This window comes from Peribacillus sp. R9-11 (assembly GCF_031345095.1).
GTDB lineage: Bacteria > Bacillota > Bacilli > Bacillales > DSM-1321 > Peribacillus > Peribacillus butanolivorans.
On sequence record NZ_CP133763.1, the window covers coordinates 5,166,107 to 5,180,777 of the forward strand.

The following is a 14,671-nucleotide window of genomic DNA, read 5'->3' on the forward strand; positions in this document are numbered from 1 at the left end:
ATAGAATATAATAAAAAACTGCAATCTCTCATGAATGAGCTCGCAGCTTTTTTAGTTTAAGAAAGAGAATCATCCTTTATACGTTGATTTCTTTTAGTGACTTCATCTTCAAATTGTTTTGTTTTCATTTCTTCTTTTTTTGAATATTTTATGATGGCTCGCATCGTAAAAACAGCTGCAATTAAAAAGATGAAACATGTTATACCTGCCGAGATATATTCAGTCTTGTCTTCTGGAAAGTAAAGAAACAAACCTAATAAAGTATGATTAAGAAAGTCCATCCGATACATCCTTCCTGATAGAAAATAACTTCTTTATCTCATTATAACAATTACCAGAACAATCCACTAGTGGGCCAAATCCACTAAAACTTTATAAAACGAGAGGTATCAAACCCCTCGCTTACCTTTGACGATTATTAAAGGGTAATACCCTTGATGAATACGTCTACAGCTGGTGTATCTCCAGCCACTGTCTCAACGTTAGCAATCATGTCGACAAAATCCATTAAGTAAGGTGAAATAGAAGGATATTTTGACGTGTTTTGAGGAAGGGTAGAAGGAAAAAGTTCACTAATATTTGTGTATAAATCGTGAAAACCATTACTGTTAGAGAGTTAAAAATGCCTTGACTTATAAAATGTTATTTTGATATATTTAAAAATAGACCGGTTGGTATGGAGGGTGTTTATTATGGATACGAAATCGCGGATAATCGACATCGCGACAAGTCTTTTCCAGCAAAAAGGATATTTGGGAGTAGGATTAAACGAAATTTTAAAAGCATGTAACATTTCAAAAGGTTCGCTTTATCATCACTTTCCAAACGGAAAAGAAGAATTACTCATCGCTTGTCTTCATTCATTAAATGAAGCAATTACAACGCATATGGAAGAAATTTTTCAAAATTATCCATCTACTCAAGCAGCTACACAAGCGATGATTGAGGAATTGATCGTTCAATATGATCGAGATGGGATGATTACTGGTTATACATTTAGCAGCATCGTTAGCGAAATGGGATTACTAAGTGAACCAGTCAGGAATGCCTGTGATCAATCTTTCACAAATATTCAAGAGATTTATTCGAACAAGTTAGTAGCAGATGGTTTTTCGAAAGAAACAACTGATTCAATTTCTCTAATGATGACAGCTTCTATTGAAGGTGCTATTATGCTTTGTTTAACAAAGAAAACAAGTGATCCACTAAAAATGATTTCACAGGTATTACCAAATTTATTAAATTCGTATTAATAAGTGAATAAACAAAACTAAACAGGGTCTATTATGGCTCTCTTTTAGTAACTGACTTGTTGGACTTTTTAGTGAATCCGTATTAAATATTGCCTTAGCATTTGTGATGCAAATGCTTTTAAAGCACTAAATCATGTATTGATACTATCTGAAATACTTTTTTTGAAAGGAAGAAAAACATGAAACTAGAAACAAGATTACCTAGAAACGGTAAAGAAGGAGCGTTATATGGCGGTATCATTTGTACGCTGACTGTTTTGTTGATGACGACGCTAAGTATCATTCTAATTTCAGAAAAATTAGATGGGAATGTTGTATTACTGATACTTAAAACGTTACCGATTATGTGGATTATTGCGATGATTATGGAACCGGTAATCGTAGGTCCTATTGCAGAAAAATTAGTTGGGAAATTTACAGAACCAGCAGATAGCTTTAATGCAAAGATTTTATTTAGGATCTTATTCACTGTATTGGGAATGTCAGCGTGTATGACGCTTATTGGGGATATCGTAGGAAACGGTATTAGTTCAGAAATATTTAGTAGATTTTTAACGAATTGGCCAAGAAATTTCTTGATCGTACTTATAGCTGAGAGTTTAGTGATTCAACCAATTGCAAGATTTGCGATGGTAAAATTACATGCTTATCAAGATAAAAAAAATTATGCATCGATGATGACAAAATAACATTGTTTAACGAAAGAAATTAATTTAATGAGCTATCATAGGAATGGATTTGTATTCAGGTAGAAACAATTATTTCGACCGCATCAGCTATCTTTGGAGTGAAAATAGGATTTGCAGCAGCTTTTTTAGCTCCAGCCATTGAAATTATTTTTATAATTATGCGGGTGTGGCCAACGCTAAGATTGGAACGCTAGTAAAAACGTTTGGAACGCTAGTAAAAACGAGAGGCATCAAGCCCCTCGTTTCATTTTGACGATTATAAAATGGTAATACCCTTAATGACTACGTCAACAGCTGGTTTGTCTCCGGCAACTGTCTCTACGTTAGCAATCGTATCAACAACATCCATGCCTTCGATAACTTGTCCAAAGACAGAGTGTTTATGGTCAAGCCATGGTGTGCCGCCTTGTTCCATATAAGCGTTAATGATTTCTTCCGGATAACCGGCTTGCTTCATTTGTTCACCCATTCTGCTGTCTACGTGCTGTGCTTGAACAACGAAGAATTGGCTGCCATTTGTTCCTGGTCCTGCATTCGCCATGGAAAGAGCTCCTCGCAGATTGAATAATTGCATAGAGAACTCGTCTTCAAATGGAGCGCCCCAAATACTTTCACCACCCATTCCAGTTCCTGTAGGATCTCCGCCTTGAAGCATGAAATCTTTGATGACACGATGGAATATAATCCCTTCATAGTAACCGTTTTCAGCATGTGTTAAGAAGTTTTCTACTGTTTTTGGAGCCAGTTCGGGAAACAGTTTAATTTTAATATCGCCTTGCGTTGTTTGCATAATGACCGCTTTTTCATTTTCCAATACTTCGTTTGTTAATTGTGGAAAGTTTGTCACAGTTCATAACCTCTTTCTTTTTTAAATAAAATGGCTTACATCTCCATTTTCAACCTTCATTTGTACACTTTACACGATTTTTGTAAAAAAAGCATCTTTGCGAAAATTAAACAAATTCGCTGTGAAAAATCGTTGTTCTTATGTATCATGAAGGAAGCTAAAAGAAAGGTGGATGAAAAATGTCCGAACAGGAATTTAACATTGGCGACAAGGTTACTGCCATATATAAAACAGGGAAATACATCGGCGAAATCAATGATATCAGGCCTACTTCATATCTTGTAAAAGTGTTGGCAGTTGTGAAGCATCCTATGCAGGGAGATCTTCATAACCCGAAGCAAACAGAAGTTTCCATGTTTCATCAACGTCGTGCACTTGCATTCCGCGAGAGAACCAATGTACCGAAGAATATGGTCAGGGTCTTTGAAGAGGAAATTCCTGAGTATAAGGAATCATTAAGAGAAGCTGTTGAGAATATGGCACGAACTTTAAGCGAAGTCCACACAGAATGGAATAATAAAAGCTTACAGTTGCTTGAAGAGTTAGCAGCGGATTATTTCAAATAAAGCATGATAAAAGCCAAATCAGTAGTAATTGATTTGGCTTTTATAACGCTAAATGATTCAATACCTTCGATAAATCAATGCGATCGCCAATTGTCGTCGGTTCATGATTTTGCATATAACTCTTATCTTTCTCGACTAACTTAAAGATGTTATAGGTCGTAATCGCATCATCAAGGGCTCTGTGGTGCTTGCCTGTCCCTTCTTTACCATAGGCCTGTACAGCCTTCCATAATCCGGTTTGATTTTGATCTCCGAAAAAGCGTTTGTATTCCAAACAAAGATCCACTTGTTTACCAGAAAAAGGAAACTTTAATCCTGATTTCTGACAGTTCTGCCGTAGTACCTTCATGTCCATATTTCCCCAAGTCACAATTGTCGATGGAGCTTGCTCATCTATTTTCTTCAATAAAGAAACCAACTCTTCAAATGAAATCCCCCGGTCCACCTGATTTTGGGTGATATTCAAGAATTTCTTACATCTTCCCGTTAAGACTGGAAATTTCAACGGGTTAACAAAGGAAGAGAACTGTTCTTGGATTGTCTCATTTATAACTGAGACTAAACCGACCTCAATAATTTCCGGATAAAACCCTACTGGATTCGATTTTCCTTCAGGCATCGTAAATTCAAAATCAATGAATATATATTGCTGTTGTTCCTCCATTTTTATGACCCCCTTCTTATTCCTGACATCTTCATATCAACCAAAATTTGGTTTTCAATATTCTCATGAGAATATTATAACAGAAGATTTAGAAAAATTTTTATTGGATTTTACTACCCTAGATATTCAGTGTCATTGCGACTGACGATTCCCAATTTCTTTTAAAACTCTTTATTGTCTTCCTTAATTGGATTGTGATGGATTCATAAATCGAAAGTACCATTCTTTATTCCCTATACTTTTCCAGAAATATACTAAAAATATATTAGTTAGGAAGTTGAACTATGCGCACGTATCTTGCTTATATCACGATTTTCTTCTTGTTTCCTGTTTTATCCATTCTTATTTTTCTTTCCTATAAAGAGTGGTCTAAAACCCAATCTCCCAATCATGTTCTCGACGAGAGAATTCCCATTGAAACTATCGAACTGGCTCGGACAAGTTATATGACGGCCGCAAATGGAAAAGTAATAAGTGAAATTTCCAATGGTGAAAAACGAACTTACCTGAAACTTGAAGATATACCTTTGTTCCTAGAAGACTTGTTCATTGTTACAGAAGATCAAAATTTTTATGAACATGCAGGTGTTGATATAACCGGTATCAGCAGGGCGCTTTTAGTCAATTCACAAAACAATGATTTAGAAGCTTAGTGAACTCTTTTATGCCTATCAGTTAGAACGAAAAATATTGAAATCAGAAATCATTGAGTTATATATGAACGCTATTTATTTCCATAATGAAGATTACGGAATTGAAGCTGCTTCCCAGTTTTATTTCAGTAAACCAAATGCGGAGTTATCAAAAGCAGAATTGTCATTCCTAGCAGCGATTCCTAATAATCCCGAAATCTATAACCCTCTTAAACATTTTGATAAAACGAAAAAGCGTCAGGAACGGATTCTAAAGCAAATGGTCGCAGAAGGTAAATTAAAACAGAACGAGTATGAAAAGCTTGTCAAAGAAACAATTAAATTAGACTTGTCCACCACGATCGACTTATATCCCGATTATGTGACATATGTTCATCAAGAGTTGAAAAACCTGGAAGCATCCTCTGAAGGTCTCACAAAGTCTTTGCAAAGTTCTAATGAAGCTACACGTCAGCAGGCGGAAGTCGAGCTGAATAAAAGGGTCGAAAAGCTTTTGAATTCCGGTGTAACCATCCATACCGCACTAGATACTAAGCTGCAAACCCAGTCTAAGACTGCTGTGCAATCAAAATCGGCGTCAATGATATCGAGGGAGCTACAGTGGTTATACAGCATCATACGCACGAGCTTGTCTCTTTGATTGGGGGAAAAGATTATAAAAAAAATTCTTTCAATCGAGCTTACCAAAGCTATAGGCAGCCAGGATCAGCCATTAAACCACTTCTTGATTATGCACCCTATATCGAAGAAACAAATGCGGATATTACTCAACTTGTAAGCGGGGCCAGCTATTGCAGCAATAGCTATTGTCCGAAAAATTACAGCGGTGACAACTACGGGATTATGCAAGATATTATTCAATTCGACAATGGATGGCATTTATTATTCCATTAAAATCACTTATAAATAAATTTTTTAGGTCGATTTTCTCTCCTTTTCTACCTATATATAAATCTTTATTTCGGCATGCCACCCCTGCTCCTAAAGCCATGCAAACCCTGAAAAATTACGTTATACTTTTAAGCAAGACAAACATTTATTAATAAAAAACACATTCAACGAAGATATCCTAACGTCTAGGATTGCGTGAAAAAATGCATAATAAGACGAATAACTTCGTTTAAAAGGGGGGAGTTTATGTCTTTGCTTCATTGGGCTGTATTATCACCGTTTCTATTAGCAATTATAGTACCGTTCTTATACAAACTATTTCGACAAATACATACAGGATGGTTTGTATTAATTTTACCTGTTATACTTTTCACCTATTTTTCACGGTTCATTTCATTGACCAAACAAGGAGAAGTAATTACGGAAAGAGCTACATGGATTCCTTCTCTCGGAATTCATGTTGATTTCTATCTAGATGGACTTGGACTTTTATTTGCACTGCTCATTACAGGAATTGGTTCACTCGTAATTTTGTATTCGATTTTTTATTTATCAAAAGTGAAAGAAAAGCTGAATCAGTTTTACGTCTTCCTCTTGCTTTTCATGGGTGCGATGCTTGGTGTTGTACTTTCTGATAACTTAATCGTCCTTTATTCCTTTTGGGAATTTACGAGTTTATCATCCTTTTTATTGATTGGATATTGGAACGAAAGGGAGCGCTCACGTTATGGAGCACAAAAATCCCTGCTTATCACCGTGTTCGGGGGCTTAAGCCTGCTTGGAGGAATCATCCTCCTTTCCATTATGGGGAACACATTCAGCATACGTGAATTGATTTCACAAAGCGGAGAGTTGATGGACCACCCGCTCTTCACTCCCGCACTTTTGCTCGTGTTACTTGGTGCCTTCACTAAATCCGCACAGTTTCCATTCCATATCTGGCTTCCTGATGCGATGGAAGCTCCGACACCGGTCAGCGCTTACCTTCATTCCGCCACAATGGTCAAAGCGGGAATTTATCTGGTTGCCCGTTTAAGCCCAGCTTTCGCAGAATCTGGCGTTTGGTTCTGGTGCGTTTCGATTGCCGGCTTGATTACCCTATTCTGGGGTTCGTTCTCTGCAGTCAAGCAAACCGATTTAAAGGGGATTCTGGCATTCTCCACCATCAGTCAGCTCGGCTTGATCATGTCTCTATTGGGACTTGGAGCAGCAGCACTCCACTATGACACATTGGGTGAAAATATATACTTGGCAGCCACGGTGGCAGCTGTTTTCCACTTAATCAATCATGCGACTTTTAAAGGCAGTCTATTCATGGTTGCTGGTATTATTGATCACGAAACTGGCACCCGGGATATCCGGAAGCTCGGCGGATTGATGCAGCTGATGCCAATCACCTTTACCGTGGCCGTCATCGGTGCTTTTTCAATGGCAGGCCTTCCACCCTTCAATGGTTTCTTAAGTAAAGAAATGTTCTTGGCCAGTATGGTGAATGTATTAGAACTAGATATTTTTAATATGGAGACATGGGGAGTATTGTTCCCCGTTCTTGCTTGGGTTGCTAGCGTGTTCACATTTATTTACAGCATGATTGTCGTGCTCAAGCCCTTTACTGGCAAGCTTCAGCTCCATCTATTAGAAAAGAGGCCGCACGAGGCACCAATCGGCATGTTAATTTCTCCGATTATCCTTGCTACCTTGGTCATTGTTTTTGGAATTTTTCCAAATCTGCTGTCTTCGTCAATTATAAAACCGGCGGTAGCCAGCATACAGCCAAACTTAGTAGATTCGAATTTCCAAGTTCATATCGCTTTCTGGCATGGATTCTCACCAGAATTATGGATGACGATTGGCATCATTGTAATAGGGTTAATTTTATATAAAACGTTTCCGAAATGGGAAAGGATTTATCAGTGGTTGCCTGAACGTTTTTCTTTGAACACTCTGTATGATAATGGGCTAAAAGTGCTCGAACGCTCCGCTTCCTCTGTCATGAAATTTCTGATGACAGGCTCTATTCGGACCTATTTATTATCGATTTTCCTTTTCTTTATTCTATCATTGGGCTTTGCCCTCTATTGGAAGGATGCATTTAAATTAGATACAGGGAATTTTGCCCCGATTGGTTTATATGAATTGGTTTTAGCGGCGATTATCGTGATTGGCTCAATTTCCATTCTGTTTGCAAAATCCCGTTTAACATCCATTATCCTATTAGGAGCTGTTGGTTATACGGTTTCTCTATTTTTCGTCTTATTCCGGGCACCGGATTTAGCGTTAACTCAACTAGTCATCGAAACGATTTCAGTCGCTCTGTTTTTGCTCTGTTTCTTCCACTTACCGTTACTGGCAAGCAGAAAAGAAGAGCGGATGACCTTCAGATTGAATAACGCATTGATTTCTATTGGTGTAGGTACCATCGTCACATTGATTGCCTTATCAGCTCACAGCAACAAACTATTTGATTCTATATCAAGTTATTATCTTGAAAATGCTTACAAGGAAGCAGGCGGGAAAAACGTAGTAAATGTCATTCTAGTTGACTTCCGCGGACTTGATACGATGTTCGAAATTAGTGTTCTTTCTATCGCTGCGCTCGGAATCTTCGCGATGATTAAATTGCGGCTGACAGGGAGGAAAGATAAATCATGAAACAAAATGACCTGATTCTTCAAACGGTGACGAAGGTAGCCGCCTTTGTTATTTTACTTTTTTCGGTAGCAATCTTTTTAGGCGGCCATTATTCGCCAGGGGGCGGGTTTGTCGGCGGCTTGATGACTTCAGCAGCAATTGTCCTGCTTCTGCTCGCTTATGACATTAAAACCGTCACCAAGATCTTGCCGATTGACTATAAATTAATGATTGGTTCAGGCTTGTTCATCTCAAGCCTGACTGTTGCTGGTGGGTTAGTGTTCGGGGTTCCGCTCATGACCCATGTGTACCGATATATCGACCTACCTATTCTTGGGCACATCTCGCTTCATACGGCAGTACTTTTTGATTTAGGTGTTTATCTTGTGGTTGTTGGTGTAACGATGACCATTATTCAAACGATTGGGGAGAGTGAATAATGGAACTTTTAATGGCCATTGTCATTGGAATTTTATTTATGAGTGCGACCTATTTAATGCTTTCAAAAAGTATTTTACGAATCATAATAGGAACTGGTTTGCTCAGTCACGGTGCCCATCTTTTAATTTTGACGATGGGCGGTTTAAAAGGCGGCTCGGTTCCATTGCTTAGCGATAAAGTGGCATCCTATGTTGACCCGCTTCCGCAAGCACTTATCTTAACTGCGATTGTCATCAGTTTCGGTGTCACCTCATTTTTACTGGTGCTTGCTTACCGAACCTATCAGGAGCTTGGAACTGATGATATGGAAGAAATGAGAGGTACGGAAGCAAATGAATAATCTAACTTTTATGCCTGTTTTATGGCCGCTTTTTACAGGCATTATCCTCATCTTCTTTGCAAAAAAAATCAAGCTCCAACGAGGGATTTCTCTATTTTCCTCCCTTATTGGAATCGTAATATCCCTTTATTTAGTGCTTTCCGTTAATAATCAAGGGATTTTGACACTCGGTGTCGGTAGCTGGGATGCTCCATTTGGGATTGTGATTGTCGCTGACATGCTTTCCTCGCTGCTAGTTCTAACCACGAATATCATTGGATTAGCTATATTGATTTACTCGTTTTACTCTATTGGTAAAGAACGTGAAACACACTATTATTATCCTGTATTTCAATTTTTACTGATTGGTGTTAACGGAGCATTCCTCACGGGAGACCTCTTTAATTTATTCGTCTTCTTTGAAGTCATGCTGATGGCTTCTTACGTGCTTCTCGTACTTGGAGGAACGAAAATCCAGCTGAGAGAATCATTGAAGTATATTATCGTCAATGTACTATCATCTGCCTTTTTCGTCATCATGGTCGCATACCTGTATTCAGTTCTCGGCACCTTGAACATGGCACACCTCAGCCAGCGGATATCAGAGGTTAACCAGCCTGGGATCATCTCGGTGATTGCCATTGGTTTCTTAATCGTATTCGGTTTGAAGGGAGCTATTTTCCCGTTATTCCAATGGCTCCCTGGGTCCTATTATGCCCCACCTATCCCAGTGATGGCTCTATTTGGAGCGTTGCTGACCAAGGTCGGGATTTACGCTATTTTCAGGACCTATACACTGATGTTTTATCATGACCAAAATTTCACCCATACTTTTTTAGCGATACTTGGTATCTTAACCATCATCATCGGTGTCATTGGTGCGATCGCCTATTGGGATGTTAAAAAAATTATCATTTACAATATCATCATTGCAGTTGGGGTTATCATTTTCGGAATCTCCTTGATGAATGAGCAGGCCTTATCTGGTTCCATTCTTTACATCATTCATGACATGCTGATTAAGGCAGCACTCTTTCTGTTGGTTGGTATCATGATTAAAATTAGTGGATCAGATAATTTACGGAATATGGGAGGACTGATCAAGCAATACCCTGCCCTTGCCTGGACCTTTTTTATTGCAGCTATATCATTGGCAGGGATTCCTCCCTTCAGCGGATTCGCTGGCAAGCTGCTGATTCTTCAGGGAGCTGCAGAAAAAGAGGCCTACTTTGGAATGGCTGCAGTCTTATTATCAAGCTTAATGGTTTTATACTCAGTGATGAAGATTTTCATAAATGGCTTCTGGGGTACTCCAAAAGCAGATTATACCCTAGCTGAAAATACGGTTAATAAGATGCTTGTTCCTGCTGTTCTCCTTGTTGTCCTTTCCGTTTTATACGGAGTTGGAACAGAATCAATTTATCCTTTTATTTCACAAGCTGTTGACACATTAATGAATCCCGATATTTATATCGATGCGGTTTTAAAGGAGTAGTGCCTGATGTCCTTTCAAATTTTACTGAATGTGTTCCTGGCGGTTATCTGGATGTTTTTAAAAAATGAATTTAACGGGAGCACCTTTATCATCGGCTATGTATTAGGGCTCGGTATCATGTTTGTCTTCCGTCATTTTTTCACTGAGCGTTTTTACCTGAATCGGGTGAAAGCTGTCATTCAATTAACCCTGATTTTCGCCAGGGAGCTCATATTATCAAACGTTAGCGTCCTTAAGGTCGTGCTTAAGCCCAAACTGGATATGAGGCCTGGCATATTTGCATTCGAGACCGTGCTTACAAAAGATTGGGAAATTACGATACTATCAAATTTAATTACACTGACCCCCGGAACACTTGTCGTTGAAGTTTCAGAAGATAATCGAATTCTTTATATTCATGCGATGGATATCGCCGACAAAGAAGAAGCCGTAGACAGCATTAAAAATACATTTGAAAAAGCGATTATGGAGGTGAGCAAATAATGTTTGATCTTTTACTTAAAATCGCGTTGCTCGGTGTCTCCCTTTCCATGATTGGTTTTTTATATCGTTTAATTAAAGGACCATCCGTGCCGGACCGGGTCGTTGCACTTGATGCGATGGGTATAAACCTTATTGCAATCGTAGCGCTTGCCTCCATCGTTATGGATACAAGCGCTTATCTTGAAGCCATTCTGCTGCTCGGAATCCTATCATTTATCGGAACGGTCGCTTTCGCTAAATTCCTTGAGAAAGGGGAGATTATCGAAAATGATCGAAATCGTTGAAATCCTATCAGCTGGATTCATTTTAATTGGGGTATTTCTCTTTCTAGTCTCAGCTTTCGGTGTCATTCGACTGCCTGATGTCTATACAAGAAATCATGCTGCATCCAAAAGTTCAACACTCGGAATCATGTTCATCCTAATCGGCACATTGTTATATTTTTATTATAAGCATAGCCACTTCGATTTCCGTGTCGTGCTTGCAATTTTCTTTATCTTCATGACAAGCCCCGTAGCCGGACATTTAATCAACCGCTCCGCTTACCATTCCGGTGTTAAAATGTGGGATAAAAGTGTCCAGGATGATTTGAAGAAGAACCGATGATTCGTTATATCCAAACCAAAAGAGCTGCCCTGTTGAAAGGGGCAGCTCTTTTGTATGTCTTAATCCTTTAAAAATACTTGATCTCCCAAACTGATTTCACCAGTTCGAATTACCGAGGCATACACGCCAAAATGATTTTTTCTTTCTTTGACTACTGTTTTTAAAAGAGATGGATCTCTTTTTGAATCGGTTGGATCGACTGTTATAATCATACAGCGCTCACAATGCCTTTTAATTTCCAATTCAACACGATCTCCGATTTGAAGTCTCTTTCCGAACCACTTCTCTTCTAGAAAGGGTTTTTTGTTCATTAGTGACAGCACCAAATTGTGCCTAAATCTCCTGCCATCTACTTCTTTTCCCCAAAGCTCTGTCAATTTGGCAATCGAGGCGTCGCTCACAAGTAAGATGCTCTCTTCTTCAATTGCTCCCAATGGAATATGTGCCGGTGAATACTCAACGAATGATGCCTCCTGTTTTAACAGCTGATCCATTTCTTCTTGAAAGGCTGTATCTCCCCAGGTTAACACGTTTCCTGAAGGAGTCTTCACTTGAATTTCCGGATAATGGTCCAGAGCTTCCTCTCCAGAAAAAACGGCTTGATAACGGACCATTTCAGGAACTTGAGTAATCGTTAAAAACTTTCCATTCTTATCTTTAAAGGCATGGCTGCGATCTCCATATAATCCATATCCCATAACCTTAGTTTTTTGTACCTGTTCCCCTGTAAACGATTTTACCGGGTGACGGGTTATCTCTTGTACATGACCAACCAGCATAAGAGAAAACTCCTTTCTAAACAATAAAGGTCTACAACATTACTATACTTAACCCAAGAAATGTAGAATCAAGAAAAGGAACTAAATTACAAAAACACTGCGTTATTTCTAAAATCAACTTCATTCATTTTACTCACTTTTTGGTAAATCAATTATAGCTAATGTACAGCGTGAGATGCAGATAAGTTGATCTTTGTTATCCCTGATTTTCACATCCCATACCATTGTTGACTTCCCTCGATGGATTATGTTCCCTTCTGCGATAACATGACCAGAACGCACGCCTCTTACATGATTGGCATTGATTTCAAGACCAACTACCGCTTGTTTCGTACTATCAACAAGCTGTATTCCACCAACGCTTGCGACTGTTTCCGCAAGGGCTACAGATGCTCCTCCATGCAATAAACCAAGCGGCTGCCTTGTTCGTTCATCAACTGGCATCGTCGCAACGACTTTCCCATCACTTATTTCTTTCATTTCAATTCCAAGCGTACCGATCAGTGACTTTTCGATATTAATCTCCATCTCTATACCCCCACATTTTGTTTTTTTACTATCTAGATAATTTTACCTTTTCATTAAGTAATACAACAGGAAATTATTATATATAAAAAGGATGACTCAGTTTAATCAAGTCATCCTTCATCCTATACTGATAGTGCGTTACTTTGAAAGAATCTCTTTCAGTTCCAACCAACTTGTCAATCTTGGAATATCCATTTCTCTGTTATAGGAGTTGTCCATAGCATATACTTTCGTTGGAATATCCAATAATGTTTCCAAAACTGCCGGTTTATCATCAAAGTAATAATCCAATTCCAATTCGCGAATCGTTTCAATTTTTTCATGATCCTTCATACCGCAGTAAAAATGTTCGTCCTTAACTGGAAAGCCGTTTTCGATCAACCATTTTTTCGTCCGTTCACCATGCTCCGATTTTCTGGCGGTAATGTAGTATATTTCATGTCCTTCGCTTTCAAGCTCCTGTAACGTCTCTACTGCGCCCTCAAAGGCTGGACAGGATGAATAATAGACTTCTTCCGCAAGGCTGTTCCACATCTTTCCTCCTGCCTCTTTATCCAACCCGAAAGCTTCATGGATCTCTAGCGTTTTTAATGCCCTGAATTCCGTTAACTCTACATTCTTATTAAGCTTTTTATTATAGAGATGGAACGCAAACTCCCTCAAATTAATAAGAGTATCGTCTATATCAAAACCAAATTTCATATCCTTCACTCCTCATTCAAACATAAACGGCAAACTGTGATGCGAAGGAAATTTCCTTGTCCACCTGAACGGCCTGTAATTTTTCAATCTCAGCTTTTCTTTTCGGCTCAGCCATTTTCAGACCAAAAAAGCTGGTATCCTGCTGCATGATGCATTCTTGAATAAGATCAGCTAATATATCTGCATCCTTCATTGCACAATTAAGGCCAAATGCGCCTGTAGGTGTCATCGTATGGGCCGCATCGCCCAATAAAGCAACCCCATCTTTTGTCCACGTTTCACAATAGCTACTGTGAACATCCAATAAAATAAAATCCTGCCAGGAATGAATATTTTCTCGCACCACACTCTTTAACTCTGGGAAGGCTAATATCAATTTTTCAATAAATGGCTCAAAGGGTTGTTTTCGCAGATGAGGATACGAACCATGTTCAATATTCCACCCGATTTGTATGAAACCTCCTGCCTGAGTGAAGAGAGCAAGCTGGGAATCATTGACCAAAGCCATCTTGATGGAAGGTTTCCATCCCTGTGGAGCAGGAATCTTAGCCCACAGCAAATCATAGCCATGGTTTTTAATAACCACAGGAATTTTCGCTTTCTTTCTAACAGTTGAAAATCTGCCGTCCGCCCCAATAATCAATGAGCTTTCCACTCTAATGTTGTTTTCTTCTTTTCGAGCTTCCACACCGGTAAATTGGCCCATTTCGTTCTGAATTAAGTCAGTCACCCTTGTGTTCATCATCAATTGAAAAGAATCGAGCTTTTCAGCTTCATTCAATATAGCAGTAAGCAGGTGATTCTGAGGGACATGGATGCCAAGGTTATCTTTAGTAACTTCGGGAAAAATCCGCTTAAATACTTGGCCGTCCTGCCAATATTCAATTTGCTCCATTCTAAGCAAGCCAAGCTCTTCCACATCCTCGAATAAGCCGTGCTTTTTAAGAATGCTTTCTCCTTCATCGTTTAAAAACTCACCCCGAAACTCTCTTGCTACTTCTGAATGCCTCTCAAGTAGGATGACTGATATGCCTTGTTTGGCCAATAGGTAGCCTAATAGCGCTCCTCCTGGTCCTGATCCGACAATACATACATCTGATTTAACCACCATGCTTTTTCACCTG

General features: G+C 38.9%; 20 protein-coding genes. 13 read left to right on the forward strand and 7 right to left on the reverse strand.

Annotation, left to right across the window (positions count from 1 at the left end; translation table 11 throughout):
• Window positions 1–56: 56 nt before the first annotated feature.
• Entirely contained in the window at window positions 57–281 is a 225-nt protein-coding gene (locus tag RE409_RS25125) for a hypothetical protein (protein WP_053348746.1), read from the reverse strand.
• Window positions 282–692: 411 nt separating this feature from the next.
• Here RE409_RS25125 and RE409_RS25130 point away from each other — a divergent pair, with 411 nt between their 5' ends.
• The gene (locus tag RE409_RS25130) at window positions 693–1,253 is read left to right on the forward strand and encodes a TetR/AcrR family transcriptional regulator (protein WP_309558250.1); all 561 of its coding nucleotides are present in this window, start codon (window positions 693–695) and stop codon (window positions 1,251–1,253) included.
• Between the two features lie 179 nt (window positions 1,254–1,432).
• Complete coding sequence (locus RE409_RS25135; RefSeq protein WP_201222747.1) at window positions 1,433–1,942, forward strand: DUF2798 domain-containing protein; 510 nt, start codon at window positions 1,433–1,435, stop codon at window positions 1,940–1,942.
• A 256-nt stretch (window positions 1,943–2,198) separates the two neighbouring features.
• Here the strand turns inward: RE409_RS25135 and RE409_RS25140 are convergent, their stop codons facing one another.
• Entirely contained in the window at window positions 2,199–2,732 is a 534-nt protein-coding gene (locus tag RE409_RS25140) for a peptidylprolyl isomerase (RefSeq protein ID WP_053348878.1), read from the reverse strand.
• A gap of 236 nt (window positions 2,733–2,968) precedes the next feature.
• Between RE409_RS25140 and RE409_RS25145 the strand changes: the two genes are divergently transcribed.
• Window positions 2,969–3,355 (forward strand): kinase-associated lipoprotein KapB, encoded by a 387-nt coding sequence (locus tag RE409_RS25145; RefSeq protein WP_053348743.1) that lies wholly within the window; start codon window positions 2,969–2,971, stop codon window positions 3,353–3,355.
• Window positions 3,356–3,395: 40 nt separating this feature from the next.
• Here the strand turns inward: RE409_RS25145 and kapD are convergent, their stop codons facing one another.
• Window positions 3,396–4,019 carry a 3'-5' exonuclease KapD gene (gene kapD, locus RE409_RS25150; protein ID WP_309558251.1) on the reverse strand — a complete coding sequence of 208 codons (624 nt, stop codon included), beginning with the start codon at window positions 4,017–4,019 and terminating at the stop codon, window positions 3,396–3,398.
• A gap of 284 nt (window positions 4,020–4,303) precedes the next feature.
• Here kapD and RE409_RS25155 point away from each other — a divergent pair, with 284 nt between their 5' ends.
• From RE409_RS25155 to mnhG, 10 genes are all read left to right on the forward strand, one after another.
• Window positions 4,304–4,672, forward strand: a complete 369-nt coding sequence (locus RE409_RS25155; protein WP_309558252.1) for a transglycosylase domain-containing protein — start codon at window positions 4,304–4,306, stop codon at window positions 4,670–4,672.
• Window positions 4,673–4,709: 37 nt separating this feature from the next.
• Window positions 4,710–5,312 (forward strand): transglycosylase domain-containing protein, encoded by a 603-nt coding sequence (locus RE409_RS25160; RefSeq protein WP_201187169.1) that lies wholly within the window; start codon window positions 4,710–4,712, stop codon window positions 5,310–5,312.
• Complete coding sequence (locus tag RE409_RS25165; protein ID WP_242485363.1) at window positions 5,309–5,566, forward strand: hypothetical protein; 258 nt, start codon at window positions 5,309–5,311, stop codon at window positions 5,564–5,566. Before RE409_RS25160 ends, RE409_RS25165 begins: the two co-directional genes overlap by 4 nt.
• A 243-nt stretch (window positions 5,567–5,809) precedes the next feature.
• On the forward strand, window positions 5,810–8,215 hold the full coding sequence (locus tag RE409_RS25170; RefSeq protein ID WP_309558253.1) for a Na+/H+ antiporter subunit A: 2,406 nt from the start codon (window positions 5,810–5,812) through the stop codon (window positions 8,213–8,215).
• A complete protein-coding gene (locus tag RE409_RS25175; RefSeq protein WP_201222743.1) occupies window positions 8,212–8,634 on the forward strand; it encodes a Na(+)/H(+) antiporter subunit B in 423 nt (140 codons plus the stop codon). Before RE409_RS25170 ends, RE409_RS25175 begins: the two co-directional genes overlap by 4 nt.
• Window positions 8,634–8,975, forward strand: coding sequence for a Na(+)/H(+) antiporter subunit C (locus RE409_RS25180; RefSeq protein WP_056525719.1), 342 nt, complete (start codon window positions 8,634–8,636; stop codon window positions 8,973–8,975). The genes RE409_RS25175 and RE409_RS25180 overlap by 1 nt, the downstream gene beginning before the upstream one ends.
• The gene (locus RE409_RS25185; protein ID WP_201250291.1) at window positions 8,968–10,449 is read left to right on the forward strand and encodes a Na+/H+ antiporter subunit D; all 1,482 of its coding nucleotides are present in this window, start codon (window positions 8,968–8,970) and stop codon (window positions 10,447–10,449) included. The genes RE409_RS25180 and RE409_RS25185 overlap by 8 nt, the downstream gene beginning before the upstream one ends.
• Before the next feature lie 6 nt (window positions 10,450–10,455).
• Window positions 10,456–10,932, forward strand: a complete 477-nt coding sequence (locus RE409_RS25190) for a Na+/H+ antiporter subunit E (protein ID WP_053348734.1) — start codon at window positions 10,456–10,458, stop codon at window positions 10,930–10,932.
• Window positions 10,933–10,979: 47 nt separating this feature from the next.
• Window positions 10,980–11,216, forward strand: a complete 237-nt coding sequence (locus RE409_RS25195; protein WP_376110396.1) for a Na(+)/H(+) antiporter subunit F1 — start codon at window positions 10,980–10,982, stop codon at window positions 11,214–11,216.
• Window positions 11,200–11,538, forward strand: a complete 339-nt coding sequence (gene mnhG / locus RE409_RS25200) for a monovalent cation/H(+) antiporter subunit G (RefSeq protein ID WP_053348732.1) — start codon at window positions 11,200–11,202, stop codon at window positions 11,536–11,538. Before RE409_RS25195 ends, mnhG begins: the two co-directional genes overlap by 17 nt.
• Window positions 11,539–11,597: 59 nt before the next feature.
• Here the strand turns inward: mnhG and RE409_RS25205 are convergent, their stop codons facing one another.
• The 4 genes from RE409_RS25205 to RE409_RS25220 form a co-directional block, all read right to left on the reverse strand.
• Window positions 11,598–12,317 carry an MOSC domain-containing protein gene (locus RE409_RS25205; RefSeq protein ID WP_201187177.1) on the reverse strand — a complete coding sequence of 240 codons (720 nt, stop codon included), beginning with the start codon at window positions 12,315–12,317 and terminating at the stop codon, window positions 11,598–11,600.
• Window positions 12,318–12,446: 129 nt separating this feature from the next.
• Window positions 12,447–12,845, reverse strand: coding sequence for a hotdog fold thioesterase (locus RE409_RS25210; RefSeq protein ID WP_201187179.1), 399 nt, complete (start codon window positions 12,843–12,845; stop codon window positions 12,447–12,449).
• Window positions 12,846–12,983: 138 nt separating this feature from the next.
• Entirely contained in the window at window positions 12,984–13,547 is a 564-nt protein-coding gene (locus RE409_RS25215; RefSeq protein WP_201187181.1) for a 5' nucleotidase, NT5C type, read from the reverse strand.
• A 16-nt stretch (window positions 13,548–13,563) separates the two neighbouring features.
• Window positions 13,564–14,658, reverse strand: a complete 1,095-nt coding sequence (locus tag RE409_RS25220; RefSeq protein WP_201222739.1) for an FAD-dependent monooxygenase — start codon at window positions 14,656–14,658, stop codon at window positions 13,564–13,566.
• Window positions 14,659–14,671: the final 13 nt, after the last annotated feature.

Coding starts and splice junctions, on each gene's coding strand:
- RE409_RS25125 (WP_053348746.1), bottom strand. CDS start 281: ATGGACTTTCTTAATCATACTTTATTAGGTTTGTTTCTTTACTTTCCA.
- RE409_RS25130 (WP_309558250.1), top strand. CDS start 693: ATGGATACGAAATCGCGGATAATCGACATCGCGACAAGTCTTTTCCAG.
- RE409_RS25135 (WP_201222747.1), top strand. CDS start 1,433: ATGAAACTAGAAACAAGATTACCTAGAAACGGTAAAGAAGGAGCGTTA.
- RE409_RS25140 (WP_053348878.1), bottom strand. CDS start 2,732: ATGCAAACAACGCAAGGCGATATTAAAATTAAACTGTTTCCCGAACTG.
- RE409_RS25145 (WP_053348743.1), top strand. CDS start 2,969: ATGTCCGAACAGGAATTTAACATTGGCGACAAGGTTACTGCCATATAT.
- kapD (WP_309558251.1), bottom strand. CDS start 4,019: ATGGAGGAACAACAGCAATATATATTCATTGATTTTGAATTTACGATG.
- RE409_RS25155 (WP_309558252.1), top strand. CDS start 4,304: ATGCGCACGTATCTTGCTTATATCACGATTTTCTTCTTGTTTCCTGTT.
- RE409_RS25170 (WP_309558253.1), top strand. CDS start 5,810: ATGTCTTTGCTTCATTGGGCTGTATTATCACCGTTTCTATTAGCAATT.
- RE409_RS25175 (WP_201222743.1), top strand. CDS start 8,212: ATGAAACAAAATGACCTGATTCTTCAAACGGTGACGAAGGTAGCCGCC.
- RE409_RS25180 (WP_056525719.1), top strand. CDS start 8,634: ATGGAACTTTTAATGGCCATTGTCATTGGAATTTTATTTATGAGTGCG.
- RE409_RS25185 (WP_201250291.1), top strand. CDS start 8,968: ATGAATAATCTAACTTTTATGCCTGTTTTATGGCCGCTTTTTACAGGC.
- RE409_RS25190 (WP_053348734.1), top strand. CDS start 10,456: ATGTCCTTTCAAATTTTACTGAATGTGTTCCTGGCGGTTATCTGGATG.
- RE409_RS25195 (WP_376110396.1), top strand. CDS start 10,980: ATGATTGGTTTTTTATATCGTTTAATTAAAGGACCATCCGTGCCGGAC.
- mnhG (WP_053348732.1), top strand. CDS start 11,200: ATGATCGAAATCGTTGAAATCCTATCAGCTGGATTCATTTTAATTGGG.
- RE409_RS25205 (WP_201187177.1), bottom strand. CDS start 12,317: ATGCTGGTTGGTCATGTACAAGAGATAACCCGTCACCCGGTAAAATCG.
- RE409_RS25210 (WP_201187179.1), bottom strand. CDS start 12,845: ATGGAGATTAATATCGAAAAGTCACTGATCGGTACGCTTGGAATTGAA.
- RE409_RS25215 (WP_201187181.1), bottom strand. CDS start 13,547: ATGAAATTTGGTTTTGATATAGACGATACTCTTATTAATTTGAGGGAG.
- RE409_RS25220 (WP_201222739.1), bottom strand. CDS start 14,658: ATGGTGGTTAAATCAGATGTATGTATTGTCGGATCAGGACCAGGAGGA.